At 68.7% G+C, this 15,182-nt stretch carries 12 protein-coding genes; 2 read left to right on the top strand and 10 right to left on the bottom strand.

What is annotated here, in order from left to right:
• Nucleotides 1-36: 36 nt before the first annotated feature.
• A complete protein-coding gene (mnmA, locus tag QQS53_RS07955) occupies nucleotides 37-1,122 on the bottom strand; it encodes a tRNA 2-thiouridine(34) synthase MnmA (RefSeq protein ID WP_472775324.1) in 1,086 nt (361 codons plus the stop codon).
• Nucleotides 1,123-1,281: 159 nt separating this feature from the next.
• Between mnmA and QQS53_RS07950 the strand changes: the two genes are divergently transcribed.
• Entirely contained in the window at nucleotides 1,282-2,127 is an 846-nt protein-coding gene (locus tag QQS53_RS07950) for a spermidine synthase (RefSeq protein ID WP_472775323.1), read from the top strand.
• Here QQS53_RS07950 and QQS53_RS07945 read toward each other — a convergent pair.
• From QQS53_RS07945 to QQS53_RS07905, 9 genes are all read right to left on the bottom strand, one after another.
• On the bottom strand, nucleotides 2,108-3,262 hold the full coding sequence (locus QQS53_RS07945; protein WP_472775322.1) for a glycoside hydrolase family 25 protein: 1,155 nt from the start codon (nucleotides 3,260-3,262) through the stop codon (nucleotides 2,108-2,110). The two genes, QQS53_RS07950 and QQS53_RS07945, sit on opposite strands and share 20 nt — an antisense overlap.
• 56 nt (nucleotides 3,263-3,318) lie before the next feature.
• Nucleotides 3,319-5,679, bottom strand: coding sequence for a bifunctional lysylphosphatidylglycerol flippase/synthetase MprF (locus QQS53_RS07940; protein WP_472775321.1), 2,361 nt, complete (start codon nucleotides 5,677-5,679; stop codon nucleotides 3,319-3,321).
• The gene (locus tag QQS53_RS07935) at nucleotides 5,672-6,883 is read right to left on the bottom strand and encodes an alpha/beta hydrolase (protein ID WP_472775320.1); all 1,212 of its coding nucleotides are present in this window, start codon (nucleotides 6,881-6,883) and stop codon (nucleotides 5,672-5,674) included. Before QQS53_RS07935 ends, QQS53_RS07940 begins: the two co-directional genes overlap by 8 nt.
• A 60-nt stretch (nucleotides 6,884-6,943) precedes the next feature.
• Entirely contained in the window at nucleotides 6,944-8,080 is a 1,137-nt protein-coding gene (locus QQS53_RS07930; protein ID WP_472775319.1) for a cysteine desulfurase family protein, read from the bottom strand.
• 1 nt (nucleotide 8,081) lies between these two features.
• The gene (locus QQS53_RS07925) at nucleotides 8,082-9,029 is read right to left on the bottom strand and encodes an electron transfer flavoprotein subunit alpha/FixB family protein (protein ID WP_472775318.1); all 948 of its coding nucleotides are present in this window, start codon (nucleotides 9,027-9,029) and stop codon (nucleotides 8,082-8,084) included.
• 40 nt (nucleotides 9,030-9,069) lie between these two features.
• The gene (locus QQS53_RS07920; protein ID WP_472775317.1) at nucleotides 9,070-9,867 is read right to left on the bottom strand and encodes an electron transfer flavoprotein subunit beta/FixA family protein; all 798 of its coding nucleotides are present in this window, start codon (nucleotides 9,865-9,867) and stop codon (nucleotides 9,070-9,072) included.
• 84 nt (nucleotides 9,868-9,951) lie between these two features.
• Nucleotides 9,952-11,139: a THUMP-like domain-containing protein gene (locus QQS53_RS07915; RefSeq protein ID WP_472775316.1), complete on the bottom strand. Its 1,188-nt coding sequence runs from the start codon at nucleotides 11,137-11,139 to the stop codon at nucleotides 9,952-9,954.
• Nucleotides 11,140-11,224: 85 nt separating this feature from the next.
• Nucleotides 11,225-12,052: an NUDIX hydrolase gene (locus QQS53_RS07910; protein WP_472775315.1), complete on the bottom strand. Its 828-nt coding sequence runs from the start codon at nucleotides 12,050-12,052 to the stop codon at nucleotides 11,225-11,227.
• 63 nt (nucleotides 12,053-12,115) lie between these two features.
• A complete protein-coding gene (locus tag QQS53_RS07905; protein ID WP_472775314.1) occupies nucleotides 12,116-13,033 on the bottom strand; it encodes an ABC transporter ATP-binding protein in 918 nt (305 codons plus the stop codon).
• A gap of 58 nt (nucleotides 13,034-13,091) precedes the next feature.
• Between QQS53_RS07905 and QQS53_RS07900 the strand changes: the two genes are divergently transcribed.
• Nucleotides 13,092-15,110 carry an alpha-1,4-glucan--maltose-1-phosphate maltosyltransferase gene (locus tag QQS53_RS07900; RefSeq protein WP_472775313.1) on the top strand — a complete coding sequence of 673 codons (2,019 nt, stop codon included), beginning with the start codon at nucleotides 13,092-13,094 and terminating at the stop codon, nucleotides 15,108-15,110.
• Nucleotides 15,111-15,182 lie beyond the last annotated feature (72 nt).

Here is a 15,182-nt window from a genome sequence, read left to right as displayed (position 1 = left end):
CCTCGAGCCGAAGGCCCGCCGGCGCTCAAAGGGCGCCTAGGCCGTCTCGCAGATCGTGCCAGAGCCCAAGACGATATCGCCGAGCTCGTCCTCGGTCGGCAGGTAGAGCACGGCGGCCTGTCCCCGGGCTACGCCGGAGAGCTCCCCGTGCAGCTCCAGGCGCATCTGATCGGCCGCGCGGTCGATGTGCGCGGTGCACGGCACAACCGAGCCGTGGGCGCGCACCTGGACCTCGCACTCCAGTGTGCCGTCCATGGCCGGGTGCAGGTACTTTAGCCGGTCCGCGCCGATGGAGCTCACGGCCAGGTCCTCCCGGGCGCCGACGGTGACGGTGCCAGTGGCGGCGTCGATATCCGTGACATAGCGGGGGCGGCCGTCGGCGGCGGGCTGCTTGATGTCTAAGCCCTTGCGCTGGCCGACGGTGTAGTTCCAGGCGCCGTCGTGCTCCTTAAGCTCCTGACCTTCTTGGTCGACGATCATGCCCGGGCGCAGGCCGATCCGCGCGCCCAGGAAGGCCTGGGTGTTGCCGTCCGGGATGAAGCAGATGTCGTAGGAGTCCGGCTTCTTCGCGGTGGAGAAGCCGTGGGCCGCCGCCTCCTCACGGATCTGCGGCTTCGGGGTGTCCCCGATGGGGAAATAGCAGTGCTCCAGCTCGTCGGCGGAAATAACTCCCAGCACGTAGGACTGATCCTTGTTCTCGTCCTTGGAACGGCGCATGTAGCCGTACTGGTCCAGTGTCGCGTAGTGTCCGGTGGCCACCGCGTCGAAGCCTAGCGCCATGCCCTTTTGTAGCAGCGCGCGGAACTTGATCTTCTCGTTGCAACGCAGGCAGGGATTCGGGGTCTCGCCGCGGGCATAGGAGTCCACGAAGTCCCCGATGACCTCCTCCTTGAACTGCTCCGAGAAGTCCCAGACGTAGAACGGGATGCCCAGCTTGTCGCAGATGCGGCGGGCGTCGGCGGAGTCCTCCAGCGAGCAGCACCCGCGGGCCTTCTCCCGGGTCTGCTGCGCGTCCTTGTGCAGCGCCAGGTGCACGCCGACGACCTCGTGGCCCGCCTCGACCGCGCGGGCAGCCGCCACGGAGGAATCCACTCCGCCACTCATCGCCACCAGTACTCGCACGCCGCGCCACCTTTCTTCCCATCACTGCCGCCTGCCGGATTATCTAAAGCGGCTCAAAAGTCTACTCCCTTGGCCCAACGCAGGAATAATCATCGCCATTCCCGCCCGGATCGGGCCGGGCATTGGTCTGCCTCCCCTCGGTGTCTACAGTAAGGGGTCATGGGTAGGAAACGGAACCGGGACAGCCAGCCGGGCGAGGGCATCATCGGCGTCTACGACATCGACACGGGCCAGGCGGAGGTGGTCGCGGACGAGTTCCGCCGCGACGGCTATATCCTCAACGTCAATGGAGTGCCCAGCAGCCACATCGTGCTCGGTTCGCCGGGCGAGCTGGAATTCGAGTACATGCGGTGGATCGCCGCCGCCGTTGAGGTGCTCAACCCCGTCGACCCGGCGGCGCTGCGCGTTACCCACCTGGGCGGGGCGGGGTGCTCGCTGCCCCGCTACTTCGCCGACCTGTGGCCGCGCTCGCGCCACACCGTCGTGGAGCTAGACGCCAAGCTCGCGGAGCTGACCCGCACGCTTTTCGACGTGCCGCGTGCGCCCACGGTCAAGATTAGGGCGGGCGAGGCTCGCGCGGAGACGATGGCCTTCCAGCCGGCCAGCCGGGACATCATCATCCGCGATGTCTTCGCCGGGGCCACCACGCCGCGGCCGCTGACCACGGTGGAGTTCTTCGCCGCGTGCCGAAAGGCCCTGTCGGGCGCGGGGCTATACGTATCCAACTGCGGCGATCACTCGGATCTGCAGGGAGCCAAGGCGGAGCTGGCCGGCATGGCGGAAGTCTTCGACCACCTGGCCGTCATCGCGGACCCGCCCATGCTCAAGGGCCGCCGCTACGGCAACATCATCCTGATTGGCTCCGAGTCTCCCCTGCCCGCGGCCGGATCGGTCGAGGCCGCCGCCCTGGCCAAGCGGCTGCTGGGCGGGGCGGTGCCCGCCCACTACAAGGACGAGGCTTTTACTCGCAAATTTATCGGCGGGGCTAGCCCACGACGCGACTGACGATGCCCGCCAGCTGCTGCACGTCCAGCTGCCCGCCGTTGGCGCCTGCGGCCGTGGCGGCCTGGGTGGCGTCCGCGACCGTCTGCTCGTCGACCTCGATGCCGGCGGTGTGCCCGGCGTTTTCCAGCAGCAGCGCCAGGTCGCCGACGGAGTAGTCGCCCGCGGCCATGGCCTCGAGCTGCTCGACCGGCAGGGCGCCCTCGGCGTTGAGCTTTTCGACGTAGCCGATAAGGCCCTCGGCGGCGTCGCGGTCGATGCCTGCCTCACCGGCGGCATCGGCCAGCTGCGGGGCGGCGGCCACGCCGGCGGCGAGGGCCAGGATGGCGGCCACCAGGGCGGTCGAGTCCTTGCCGAGGTCCGGGGCGCCGGTCACCACGAGGTCCTCAAGGACCCCGCCGAAGTCGACGTAGTTGCCGGCGCTGAAGGAATCCAGCTGGGCGTGGGTGCCGTTGAACAGGTTCATGTCCACCTGGGTGGGGATCCCGGCGACCTTGCCGGAGCCCGAGCGCTGCCAGAAGGACAGCTTGTCCCAGCCACCGACGGGCTGCGGGGCGGCGTCCTGGTAGGCGGCCAGCCACAGCGGGTACTCCGAGAACTGGGTGGTATTGCCCATCTCCACTTCCCAGAAGTACTTGTAGGTGTAGATCATCGGGGTCCGCCCGGTCAGCTTTTTGAGCTCATCCGTGAACTCGCGGACCCAGGCCTGCATCTGCTGCGGGTTCTTGCCGTCGGTGACCTCGATGTCGAGCACCGGCGGCAGGGACTGGTCCGCTACCAGGGCCAGCTGGGAGGCGAAGTGCGCGGCCTGCTTCTTCGGGTCCGTGTTCGGGCGCCCGTAGTGGTAGGCGCCGACCTTCAGCCCGCTGGCGGCGGCCGCGTTGGCGTCGACGGCGAAGTGCGGGTTGCTACAGCCCTCGCCCTCGGAGGCCTTGACGAAGGCGAAGGACTGCCCGTCGGACTTCACCTGGCCCCAGTCGATGGGCACCCCGCCGGGGTGCTGGTGAGCGGCGACATCCACGCCCGCGGGCGCAGACGTGCTCAGCGGAGCGGCGTGCGCGGGGGCGGCGGCGGTGGCGACGAGGACGCTGGCGACGACGGCGGTCAGGGCGGACTTGAGCGACTTAGTGACGGTCATGCCGGCGAGTGTACCGACTAAACCACAACAGTCACACAAGTAACACGCGTTTCAGATCATTTTTCTTTCTCTGGCCGCCGCGCCTGGGTCCACGTCCGCACCGCGGACAGGGCCTGCCCAACATTGAGCTCAGGCAGGTAGGCGTTCGTCGCCGCTAGGCCGATGGCCGGCAGCTTCAGCTCGTCGTCGTAGCAGAGGAACCAGGGGTGCTCTTCCGGCAGGAACTTACGCTTGCTGGCCGCCAAAGAGCGGAAGCCGTAGAGCGGCTCCAGCTCCTGGCCCACCCGGGACAGCGCCTGATCCAGCCAGCTGGGGTCTTCGGCCGCGCCGGCCAGCGGCGCGCCGGATAGCGAAATCCACTCGCAGCCGCGATCCGCGGCGATAATGAGCGCCTCCGAAATCAAAAGCTCCATGACGCCCTTGAAGCCCTCCGCGGCCCGGCGCATCACGTCCAGGGTGTAGCCGACCACCTCCCCGTCGCGGCGCACCGGCAGCCAGCTGGTAACCCCGTGTAGCACACCTTCCGCGTCGATGGCGTAGAGAATCTGGGTGCCAGGCACCTGCATCTCCTTAAGGCCGCCCAGGGTAAAGCCCATCTCCGGCAGGGCCTTGTCCGAGACCCATTCCTCGCTCAGCGCCGTAATCTTCGCCGCCACCGCGAGGTCGAGGTCCTGCCAGGTGGTCCAGACGGTTTCCACCCCTTGCTTGGCCGCCTTGTTGCGCGCGGTGCGGATGTTCTGGAACTTCTTACCCTTGAACTCGGTGTTGGCGCAGCTGAGCACAGCCTCCTCCGCGACCTTGACGCGCTTGAGCCCCGGGCGGGCGTCGGCGAAGTCCGCGTCGACGGAGTACCAGGCAACGCTGAGTCCCTGGTGGTGGGCGAAGTCCTCAAAGCGCGCGGCGATATCCTCCCCCGCCGGGCCCACCTGCGACCCGACGGTCAGGGCAATCCCGCGCGCCGCGCGGTAGGCCACGTAAGACCCGCCGAAAAAGAAATAGCGGTTGCCTTCCCAGAGCGTCATGAACGACAGGTGGTCGCCGCTGGTAGAGCCAAGGATCTCCCGGGCACGGGCGCGATCGGCGGCGTTTTCCGGATCCGCCGGGCGCGCCAAGCAGATATACAGCTGCCAGGCCAGAGCCGCCCAGGCGAGGATGCCGACCCACTCGTAGACCAGCCAGCCAAACCACGTTGCCGGGACCACGTAGTGGGGCCCGATGAGTGAGACGACCGCCGGCAAAAAGCGCAGCGGCAGCTCCGCCAGCACGTCGCCTGCCGTGTTGATGGTGATAAATCCCTCCGGGTAGAGCAGCGTGACGGCCACCCAGGTCCCCGCCCCGGCGAGCACGACGCCGGCCACCAGCGCCCCGGCCCGCCGCAGCAGCGCCGGGTTGGTCGCAACGTGGAAGAGCGGACGGGTCGCGACCAACACGACCGCGGCCGTAATCCACGGCAGCAGCACCAGTGCGAGGTTGATGACCAGCAGGTCCACCTCGCCCGGCGCCCATAGCTGGGCCACCAGCACGCCCATCACGCAGAATTGGAAGGCCAGCGACAGCCACCAGGCCAGACGGCGTCCCCGGGCAAGCCCGAAGGCCAGCACGAGCTGGACGACAAAGGGCATCAGGTTCGCCACCACAGGGCCTATCCCGTGGGCCCGGGCGATGTCCAGGGCGTTCAAGCACTCGTCGCTCAACGGGCTGGCCGCACACAGCTCGGCCACCTCGATCCGGGACAGATCCGCCGACCACAGCAGCTGGGTAACCAGGCTAAAGGGGCCTTCGGCCAGCGGGTCCAGCGCCACGAAGAACGGGCCGACGGCCACCGAGAGCACCACGATCGCCACCAGCACGCGGCGCTCGGCCACCGAGGCCTCCACCCGGTGCGGCCGGTAGAGCGCCTGGCCGGCCGCCAGCCCCAGCGCCATGGCCACGACTGCCTGCACGTCCGCCAGGGTCCCCGAATACAACACGAAGGTCAGCGTCAGGGCAATGATGCTCAGGCGCAGCCGGCGGCGCCACAGGCGCGGCATCTGGGCGGAGGAAAACGCCCCCGCCCCCGCGATAAAGCCCACCGGGGTCAGGAAGCTGGCGTGCAGCAAGTCGTCGCCCCACTGGTTCAGCCCGGCCAGCTCCACCCCGCGGGCGGCGTAGACGGCCAGCGGCGTGGAGACCACTTGCGCGACCACCCCGACGGCGGCGTAGCGCAGCGAGCCCAGCTGCCATTCCGCCGGCACGCCCCAGGCCAGGGCCAGAATGGTCAGCACCACTGCCCCGCCGACGTGGCCGGCGGTCAAGCCGATGGTCTGGATTCCCGCGACGGGCCAGACCTGCAGGCCCCACATCACCGCCAGCACCACCAACGTCACCGGGAAGCGCGGCAGGGTCTTTAACACCCAGGCCAGTGCGTTATTAAGCACGGACATCCTGATCCTCAATTCCATCGAAGGGGTCTTTGTCGATTCTCATCCCGCCGCGCTGGGCGGCCCAGGCCAGCACTTCCCGCAAGGCCGGGCGCCACACCTGGAAGCTGTGCCCGCCCGGCCGGGTGCCGTTATAGGTACGCATCCCCGCCGCGCGGGCCTGCTGGGATAGGCAGCTGAGCGCCGCGACCGAGGCGCTATCGTCGTCGCCGGCGATGAAGACGGCCGCTAGCCCCGGGTAGCGGTTCTGCTTGAGCAGGTGGGCGGGGTCTTGGGCGTTGAAGGCTTTCTCGTCGCCGCCGAAGAACTTGTCCACGGTGGCCTGGTGGCTGCCGATGGTCGGCTCGGCCTCGCCGGAGATATCCACGATGGAGCCGTACGCGGTGGGCTGGTTGGTGGCGATCTGCAGCGCGCAGGTGCCGCCGTAGCTTAGGCCCGCGACGGTCCAGTGGGACTGGTCCTGGTCCACGCGGAAGGACTGCTTGATCCCGGCCGGCACGTCCTGGGACAGGTAGGTCATGACGTGGGCCTGGCTAGAATCCGCACAGATGGGGTTGGCGGTCTCCGAGCCGGTGGCATCGACGGCCACGATGATCGGGCTGCGGCCGTCGTTGGCGGCCTGGAACTGGTCGGCAGTCTGGGCGGCCTCGCCGGAGCCGAACCACTGGTCGGGACCGCCCGGGTTGCCGTGGAGGAGCACCACGACCGGGAGGTTCCCGCCGCGCCAGTAGGCCGGCGGGACGTAGGCGATGGCCTGGCGCGCCGCGAACTGCGAGCGCGTTCCGGGCAGATCCAGGTGCACGAGCGCGGCGTCTTGGAAGCCCTGAGCGGACTGGAACTCGGCCAGGCTCATCTCCTGGGCCACCGGCGTCGGGTCGAGCGAACCGACGTCCGGGTAGGTCTGGTATTCGATGTTGACCAGGCCGACGGTGGCCAGCAGGGAGAAAACGCCGGCGAGCACCGTGGGCACCTTCGGCTTGCGAATCAGGGCGGCCAGCGGGACGGCGGCGGCCGCCACGAGGTAGAAAGGCACGTCCCAGCGCTGGAGGAAAAACCCGGCGGCTATACAGATGACCGCGGCAACGGCCACCGGCCACCAGCGGCGCTGCCACACCACGACGCCGGCCGCGATGACCAGGATGCCGATGAAGATGGCGGCATCGACTGGCTCGGCCAGGGGCAGATCAGAAAGAAAGTTCACCCTCTCAACATAGGACCGCCCCGCCCCAGAATCACTGGGGCTTAGCTGGGAATATGATGTCTATACGCTCCGGGCCCGGCGGATGACCTCCGGCAGGTGCGCTAGGACGTAGTCCACGTCCTCGTCGCGGGTGTTGCGGCCCAGCGTGAAGCGCAGGGAGCCCATCCCCTCGCTTTCGGTCACGCCCATTGCCTCCAGCACATGCGACATGCGGTTGACGCCGGCCGAGCAGGCCGAGCCCGTCGAGGCCTCGATGCCCAGCTGGTCGAGCAGCATGATGAGGCTGTCGCCGTCGGTGCCCGGGAAGGACACGTGCAGGTGCGACGGCAAGGCGGGCTCGCTGGAGTTGACCACCACGTCCTCGATCTCGCGCAGGATGCCCTCGCGCAGCCGGTCCCGCAGGGGGCCCACGCGCGCGGACTCGGCGGGGATTTCGGCCACGGATTCTTCCAGGGCCGCGGCCAGGCCGGCCGCGCTGGCCACGTCGACGGTGCCGGGGCGAATGCCGCGTTCCTGGCCGCCGCCGTAGGCGATGGGCTGGGGCGCCGGGCTGCGGCGGGCCAGCAGCAGGCCGATGCCGCGCGGGCCGCCGAACTTGTGCGCGCTGGCCGCCAGGGTCGTCGCACCCAGTTCCGCGAAGTTGATGGGCAGCTTGCCGACCACCTGCACCGCGTCGATGTGGACCGGGGTCTCCTGGGCGCTCGCGCGCGCTACGATTTCCTCCACCGGCTGGAGGGCGCCGATCTCGTTGTTGGCCCACATGCAGGTGGCCAGGTCCGCCGGGGTGTCCAGGGCGCTCAAGTCACTGACCCGCGAGTGCCGGTCGACCGGCAGCAGCTCCACGGTCGCGCCCTGACGCTCCAGGGTGGCCACGGTGTCGCGCACCGCCGGGTGCTCGATCGGGGTGGAGATAATGCGCCGGGTGCGGCACTCCTCCGGCCCGCACTCGGCGGCCCGGTAGAGGCCCTGGACGGCGATGTTGTCCGCCTCGGTGCCGGAGGCGGTAAAGATTACCTCGATGGGCTCGCACCCCAGCAGCTCGGCGACCTTCTCGCGGGCGTCGTCGAGCACCGAACGGGACTTACGCCCGGAGGCGTACTGTGCGCCGGAGTTGACGCTGCCAGCGGCGGCAACCCAGGCGTCGATGGCAGCCTGCCGCATGGGCTGGGTGGCGGCGTAATCGAAATAGTGGGACATCTTAGGCGCGATTCTTCAGCTGTTCGGTCAGCGCCGGGGCGATCTCGTGCAGGTCCCCCACCACGCCCAGATCAGCGATCTGGAAGAAGGGCTCGTCCTGGTCCTGGTTGACCACGACGATATTCTTGGCCGTCTGCATGCCCGAGGTGTGCTGGATGGCGCCGGAGATACCCAGGCCGATGTAGAGGTCCGGGGTCACCGTCACGCCGGTCTGCCCGATCTGGTAGGCCGCGTCGTAGAAGCCCTCGTCGACGGCGTCGCGGGTAGCGCCCACGGCCGCGCCCAGGGCGTCGGCGAGCGGCTCGACGACGGCGGCGAACTCATCGCCCACCCCGCGGCCACCGGCGACCACGGTGGCCGCCGACGGCAGGTCCGGGCGGGCGGACTTCTCGGCCGGGGTAAAGGATTCGACCTTGACATCGCGGTCGGTGGCCGCCGGCAGTTGCATGGCGGCGACCTCGCCGACGCTGGCCTCGGCCTCGGCGGCCACGCTGCCCGGCAGCAGGGTGTAGATCGGGCAGGGGCCGGCCGCGGTGGCATAAGCGTCGTAGGAGCCGCCGAAGATGGCGTGCTGGGCCGCCCCGTCCGGGCGGATGCCGGAGACGTTCGACAGGACGCCGGAGGCCAGGCGCGCGGCCACGCGGCCGGCGATCTCGTTGCCGGTGGCGGATGCGGCAATCAGAATGGGGGCCGGGTTGGCCGCGCCCAGCCCGTGCAGGGCGTCGACCTCGGGGGTCAGCAGGCGGGAATCGTAGTCCGCGGCCTGGGCGTCCACGACCTGGGCCGCACCCCAGCGGGCCAGCTCCGGGGCCAGCTTCTCGCCGGTGCCGGCGGGGCCGACCACGACGGCGGAGACGGTGCCCAGCTGGCGGGCGGCGGTAATCAGCTCACCCGTGACCGGGCTCAGCTGGTCACCGGTGTGCTCGACCAAAACATAAACGTGAGACATGAAAAGAAAACTCCTTATAAGCGTTCGCGGCGAGCGGGTGTTAGAGCAGGTTCTTGGACTCGAGGAACTCGACGATCTTGGCGGCCTTGTCCTCGGCGGAGCCGGTCTCCACCAGCTCGCCGGCGGTGCGCGGCGGGCGCTGGGCGGCCTCGGTGACCTGGGTCGTCGCCGAGTTCAGGCCCACCTGCGCCGGGTCGACGCCGATAGCGGCCAGATCCAGCGTGGTGATCGGGTGCTTCTTGGCCGCCATGAGCCCCTTGAAGTTCGGGAAGCGCGGCTTGTCGGCCTTGTCGCCCACGGCGATAAGGGCCGGCAGCGGGGCGGACAGCTCCCAGGTGCCGCGGTGGTCCTCGCGGGTACCACGCACGGTGCCCTCAGCCAGGCTCACCGCGTGCAGCTGCGTGAGCGCCGGGATCTGACGGTACTCGGCCAGCAGGCCGGCCAGCAGGCCCGTCTGCGAGTCGGAGGCGTCCGTACCCATGGTGATAAGGGCAACGTCGTCCAGGGTGTTGATGGCGTTGCTCAGCGCCCAGGCGGTGCCGATGGCATCCGAGCCCGCCAGCGCCTCGTCGCTGAGCAGGACCGCGTCGTCGGCGCCCATGGCCAAGGCCTTGCGCAGGGCCTCCTCGGCGCCGGCCGGGCCCATCGTCAGGGCCACCACGCGGTAACCGGCCTCTGGGTTCGCGTCGCGCAGCCGCAGCGCCTGTTCCACCGAATACTCGTTGACCTCATCAATAATGTTGTCCACCGCGTCGCGGTTTAGCGTGTTGTCCTCTTCCAACGTCTTAGTGGACCACGTATCGGGTACGTACTTGACCAGAGCCACGATAGTGGGCATGGGTATTCGACCGACCTTTCCGTCAATTTGGTTGAAGCGTTCTAGAAACTTATTCTCCGCGCCATAGTAGTAGCGAAGGCGGGACTAATTCCATTGGCGTGGCTCACAGACCAGCGCCACGGCGCCGCGGCCCAGCCGCGTGACGACCACCGCCAGAGGGCGCGAGCCCCGCAGCTTCAGCTTCTTGCGCAGCTGGTCCGGGTCAATGTTGACACCACGGACGAGGATCTCCAGGCTGCCGGCGTCCAGGGACTTCAGGCACGAGCTCAAGCGCTTCAGGCTCACCTGCTCGATGAATGGAAATCCCGACCGGCCCGGTGGGATTGCCTCCCCCGTCAGGTAGGCGATTTTCTCGTCCAGCTGCCACAGGCCGTGGCGCGCCGCGTAGTGCTTGACGAGGCCCGCGCGCACCACCGCGCCGTCTGGGTCCACGAGGTAGCGGCCCACCTCCCCGGCCGCCGGCAGCTCGTCCGCGGCGAAATCGGCACTGCTGATGGTCTCGTCTCCGTTGTGGGAGTCGGCGCCGCCGCGAAGCAGCCACGCCGCGCGCACCGGCTGGCCGTCCGGGGCCGGACGCTGCTGCAAATCCGGGGTGTAGAGGCAGGCCTCCTTGACCGCGCCGTCGACGCTGGCCACCACCACCGGGCCCGCCCACTCACGGTAGTCCAGGCCGGGCGCGCACTTAACGGCCATGGGGCGGCCCGGGTAGGCGGCCAGCAGGTCCGGCAGGGACGGCAGCAGCTGTTCCGGCTTGGTGATGCGCTGCCCGCCTGCCCGCCGGGCCGGGTCCGCCACGACCACCCCGCGGGCGCTGACCGGCGCCAAGGCGTCGGCGACCACGAAGGGCACGCCGGGCACGTTGTGCCGGGCCATCGCCACGCGCGGCCTATCCAGGTCGCTGCCCAGGTAGCCGATGCCGGCGGCGCGCAGCGCCGGGGCCTCCGTACCCACCGAGCAGGTGACGTCGTGGACGAAGTCCACGCTCATACCGGCCAGGTGCCGGGCCCGAGCCCGGGCCACGGGCGCGGGCGTGGCCTGCTGGACGGCGTCGACGTCGCTTAACCAGGTGTCCGGGAACTTCGCGGTGCGCAGCGCGCGCCGGCGGGCGTCGGCCAGCTCCCCCACCGCGCGCCCGTGCTCGCCGAAGCGCTCGCGCAGGTACTCGGCCTCGGCCAGCGCCTTGGCCCGGGTTCCCTCCAGCTGCTGACTGGCCTGCCGGATGGCGGCGGCGTTGTCTTGGAAGAACCGGATGTCGGCTAGTTCGAATGCCACGGTGCAGCGGTGCCTTTCTCGACGGGTCGGGAGGAAAGAGGGGGTGAAGGAAAAATTAATTTGGGCGGCAGGCAGCTGGCTCGGCCTAGATGCGGTCGACGGGCCGGGTGGTGAAAAACTCGCGGTAGCGCGGGTCATCCACCGGGTCGCCCACCACCGGCCGCAGGTCGGAATAATCGACGTCGTCGAGGACCTCCTGCACGGTGCTTAACCGGCACAGGCGCTGCAAGTTCGCCCAGGTCGGCGCGACCAAGCGCACCAGCCCGGCGCGCCAGCCGTCGATGAGCAGCTGCGGAGAGAACCAGCCGGCATCGGCGGCCTCGCCCGTGTTGCCGTCGGGCTCCTGGCCGGGCGGCAGGGTGGCGACGAAGAAGAAGGTGTCGAACCAGTTGCCGGCCGGGGAATGGCCGACCCAGCGGCCCCAGGGAAGCAGGCGGTCAGAGTCCATGCGCAGCGACTCCTGGCTCAAGAAGTCGGAAAACGACAGCTCGTGGCCTTCCAGCTGGAGGCGTTCGGCGTGGAAGCGGGCGGCGTTGGACTCGACGCGGCCTTTCTCGTCGACGACCAGGAGCGTGCCGGTTTCCTCGAACAGTTCCCGGGCCGCCGCGAAGACCAGGGCGTGGGCCTTGTATTTGGTCACCCCCAGCCGGCGGGCCTTGGACACCAGGGAGGCGCCGGCCCAGAGCCTGCCGGAGTCCCAGCTGCGCGGCGGAAAGTCGCGGGGGTCTACCCCGCCGCCCGGGAAGACGGCGTGGCCCGGGTAGTTGCGCATGGTGGCCACGCGCTCTTGGACCCAGACCTTGAGCCCGTCGGGTTCGTCGCGAATGAGCAGCACTGACGCCGACAGCCGGCCGCCGTTGAAGCCGGTAGTGTCGGTCGCGTCAATGACATCTAAGGGGTTTATCTTGCTCATCTTCTCCACCGGGACTTGGGCGCGGCGACTTCTTCGTCCACCAGTTAGGGAGGTCGTGGCCTCCTAGCGTACCCGGCGCGCGAAGTAGCGCTCGCCGATCCGGTCGACCTGGATGGGCTGGCCGAATGCGCGGGTGAGGTTGTCGGAGGTGAGCACGCTGTTGATAAGCCCCTTGGCGACGACTTCGCCCTCGTCCAGGATCATCGCGTGGGTGAAGCCGTAAGGGATCTCCTCGACGTGGTGGGTGATCATGACGATGGCCGGGGCGTCGGCGTCCAAGGCCAAGTCCCCCAAGTAGCCCACCAGGTCCTCGCGGCCGCCCAGGTCCATGCCGGCGGTGGGCTCGTCCAGGATGAGCAGCTCCGGGTTGGGCATGAGCGCGCGGGCCAGGATGACGCGCTTCTTCTCACCTTCGGACAGGGTGCCCCAGGTGCGTTCGGCCAGGTGGGTGCAGCCGGTCTGTTCCATGATCCGGTTCGCGCGGCTAAAATCCATGTCCCCGTAGTCCTCGCGCCAGCGCCCCAGGACCGCGTATCCCGCGGAGACCACCAGGTCGTCGACGCGCTCGTTGTCCGGGATGCGGTGCTGCACGGCGGCCGAGGAGATGCCGATCATGGCGCGGAGATCGCGCATGTCTGTCTTGCCGAGCCGCTCGCCCATCACGAAGGCCGTACCCTTGGACGGGAATTCTTCGGCCGCGGCCATGCGCACCAGCGAGGTCTTGCCCGCGCCGTTAGGACCGATGATGACCCAGCGCTCGTCGAGCTCGACCTGCCAGTCGACTGGGCCGACGAGGGTCTTGCCGCCGCGGCGTAGCTCGACCCCGCGGAAGTCGATCAGCCAGTCCTGATCGGTTTCTGCGGCGGCCGTCTCTGCCGCCCCCGTCGCGGCAGAGACGGCGGTGCCGCGGGCGGACTGGGCGGCGGCGCGGGCGGCGGCAATTTGTTCTTGGCTAAACATCGAGGAACTCACGTGTCCCATTGTGGCCGATTTTCCAGTTGCCGGGCGACACTGAAACACCTCGACTACGCTAAATTCCATGACGACCCGCCTTGGTATTGACGACGTCCGGCCCGTAATCGATCACGGAAACCTACCCGCCAAAGGAGGAGTCGGTGAGGTCATTCCCGTCACCGCCTTAGTCTGGCGCGAAGGCCACGACGCGGTGGCCGCCAACCTCGTGGTGTACTCGCCTGACGATGCCACCCTGTCCACCCCCGCGTTCAACACCCGCCTGAGCGTCGATCCGGAAGACCAGGACCGCGTCCACGGCGTCTTCGTGCCCGACAGGCCGGGCACCTGGCGCTTCCAGATCCAGGCCTGGTCGGATCCGGTAGCCACCTGGACAAATGCCGTCACCAAGAAGCTGGCCGCGGGCCAGTCCGCCGCAGAGCTGGACAACGACCTGCGCCACGGCGCCGACCTCTTCGACCGCGCCGCCATGACCCGCAAGAATTCCGCCTCCCTCTACAAGGAGGCCGCCGAGTCCCTGCGGGATGCCACCCGGGACGTTAACGAACGGGTAGCGCCGGCCCTGTCCGCGGCCGTTGCCCAGGCCCTGGCCGAGCAGCCCCTGCGCGACTTGGTCGTCGAAGACACCGTGCGGGAGGTCTACGTGGAGCGCCAGGCCGCGCTGTACAACTCCTGGTACGAGCTCTTCCCGCGCTCGACCGGCGGCCGCGACGCTCACGGCGAGCCCGTCCACGGCACCTTCGCCACGACCGCTCAGGCCCTGGACCGTGTGGCGGCCATGGGCTTTGACACCGTCTACTTCCCTCCCATCCACCCCATCGGCCAGGTCCACCGCAAGGGCAAGAACAACACCCTGAACGCCGGGCCCGACGACGTGGGCTCGCCGTGGGCTATCGCCGACCACCGGGCCACCCACCCGCAGCTGGGCACCCTGGACGACTTCCGCGGCCTGGTACAGCGCGCCGAGCAGCTCGGCCTCGAGGTGGCCCTGGATCTGGCCCTGCAGTGCTCCCCCGACCACGTCTGGGCTAAAAAGCACCCGGAGTACTTCACGGTGCTAGCAGACGGCACCATCGCGTACGCGGAAAACCCGCCCAAGAAGTACCAGGACATCTACCCGCTCGACTTCGACAACGCCCCCGCGGCACTCTACGAAGAAATCCTGGACGTGGTCTTGTTCTGGGTCGCGGCGGGCGTGAAAACCTTCCGCGTGGATAACCCGCACACCAAGCCGGCCAATTTCTGGGCCTGGATCATCGCCGAGGTCCACCGCGACCACCCGGAGGTCATCTTCTTAGCGGAGGCGTTTACCCGCCCGGCGCGCCTGTTGGGCCTGGCCAAGCTGGGCTTTAGCCAGTCCTATACCTATTTCACGTGGAAGACCACCAAGGAAGAGCTCACCGAGTTCGCCCAGCTGCACGTGGAGCAGGCCGATATCTGCCGCCCCAACTTCTTTGTCAACACCCCGGACATCCTGCACGCCTCCCTGCAGACCGGCGGCCGTGCCATGTTCGCCATCCGCGCCAGCCTGGCGGCCACCCTGTCGCCGCTGTGGGGTGTCTACTCCGGCTACGAGCTCTACGAGCACCTGCCTGTAGCCCCGGGCAGCGAGGAATACCTCGACTCGGAGAAATACGAGCTGCGCCCCCGCGACTTCCAGGCCGCCGTCAACTCCGGGGATTCCCTGGAGGGTTATCTGCGCCTGCTCAACCAGATCCGGCGGGAGAACCCGGCGCTGCAGCAGCTGCGCACGCTGCACTTCCACGCCGCCGACAACCCGAACATCCTGGCCTACTCCAAGGCGGACGCGGTCACGGGCAACGTGGTGCTGGTGGTCATCAACCTGGATCCGCGCAACCCGCAGGAGGCCACCGTAGACCTGGACTTGGACCGCCTGGGGCGCAACCCCGGCGATGTCTTCACCGTCCAGGACATGGTCACCGGGGCCGCCTATAACTGGTCCGAGCGCAACTTCGTGCGGCTTGAGCCCATGCGGGACGTCGCCCACATCTTCCTGCTCCCACCCGCCGAGCCGGACCTGCGCGAGCAGCTGGCCTGGCGAGAAGTCACCGACTACCGCGCCTAGGCCCCGCGGTCTGCTCCCCGCCGCCCGGGTCCGCATTCACTCTCCGAAACCGAAGGAACTGACGTACAGTCT

The sequence above is a fragment of the Corynebacterium sp. 2571A genome (assembly GCF_055700935.1).
The sequence above is the reverse complement of the archived record's forward strand: the minus strand, read 5'-3'. Positions and strand labels throughout refer to the sequence as shown.

Bases quoted from the DNA above. Each gene is read 5' to 3' on its own strand.
- QQS53_RS07950 (WP_472775323.1), top strand. From the start codon at position 1,282: ATGGGTAGGAAACGGAACCGGGACAGCCAGCCGGGCGAGGGCATCATC.
- QQS53_RS07945 (WP_472775322.1), bottom strand. From the start codon at position 3,262: ATGACCGTCACTAAGTCGCTCAAGTCCGCCCTGACCGCCGTCGTCGCC.
- QQS53_RS07930 (WP_472775319.1), bottom strand. From the start codon at position 8,080: ATGTCCCACTATTTCGATTACGCCGCCACCCAGCCCATGCGGCAGGCT.
- QQS53_RS07925 (WP_472775318.1), bottom strand. From the start codon at position 9,029: ATGTCTCACGTTTATGTTTTGGTCGAGCACACCGGTGACCAGCTGAGC.
- QQS53_RS07920 (WP_472775317.1), bottom strand. From the start codon at position 9,867: ATGCCCACTATCGTGGCTCTGGTCAAGTACGTACCCGATACGTGGTCC.
- QQS53_RS07910 (WP_472775315.1), bottom strand. From the start codon at position 12,052: ATGAGCAAGATAAACCCCTTAGATGTCATTGACGCGACCGACACTACC.
- QQS53_RS07905 (WP_472775314.1), bottom strand. From the start codon at position 13,033: ATGGGACACGTGAGTTCCTCGATGTTTAGCCAAGAACAAATTGCCGCC.
- QQS53_RS07900 (WP_472775313.1), top strand. From the start codon at position 13,092: ATGACGACCCGCCTTGGTATTGACGACGTCCGGCCCGTAATCGATCAC.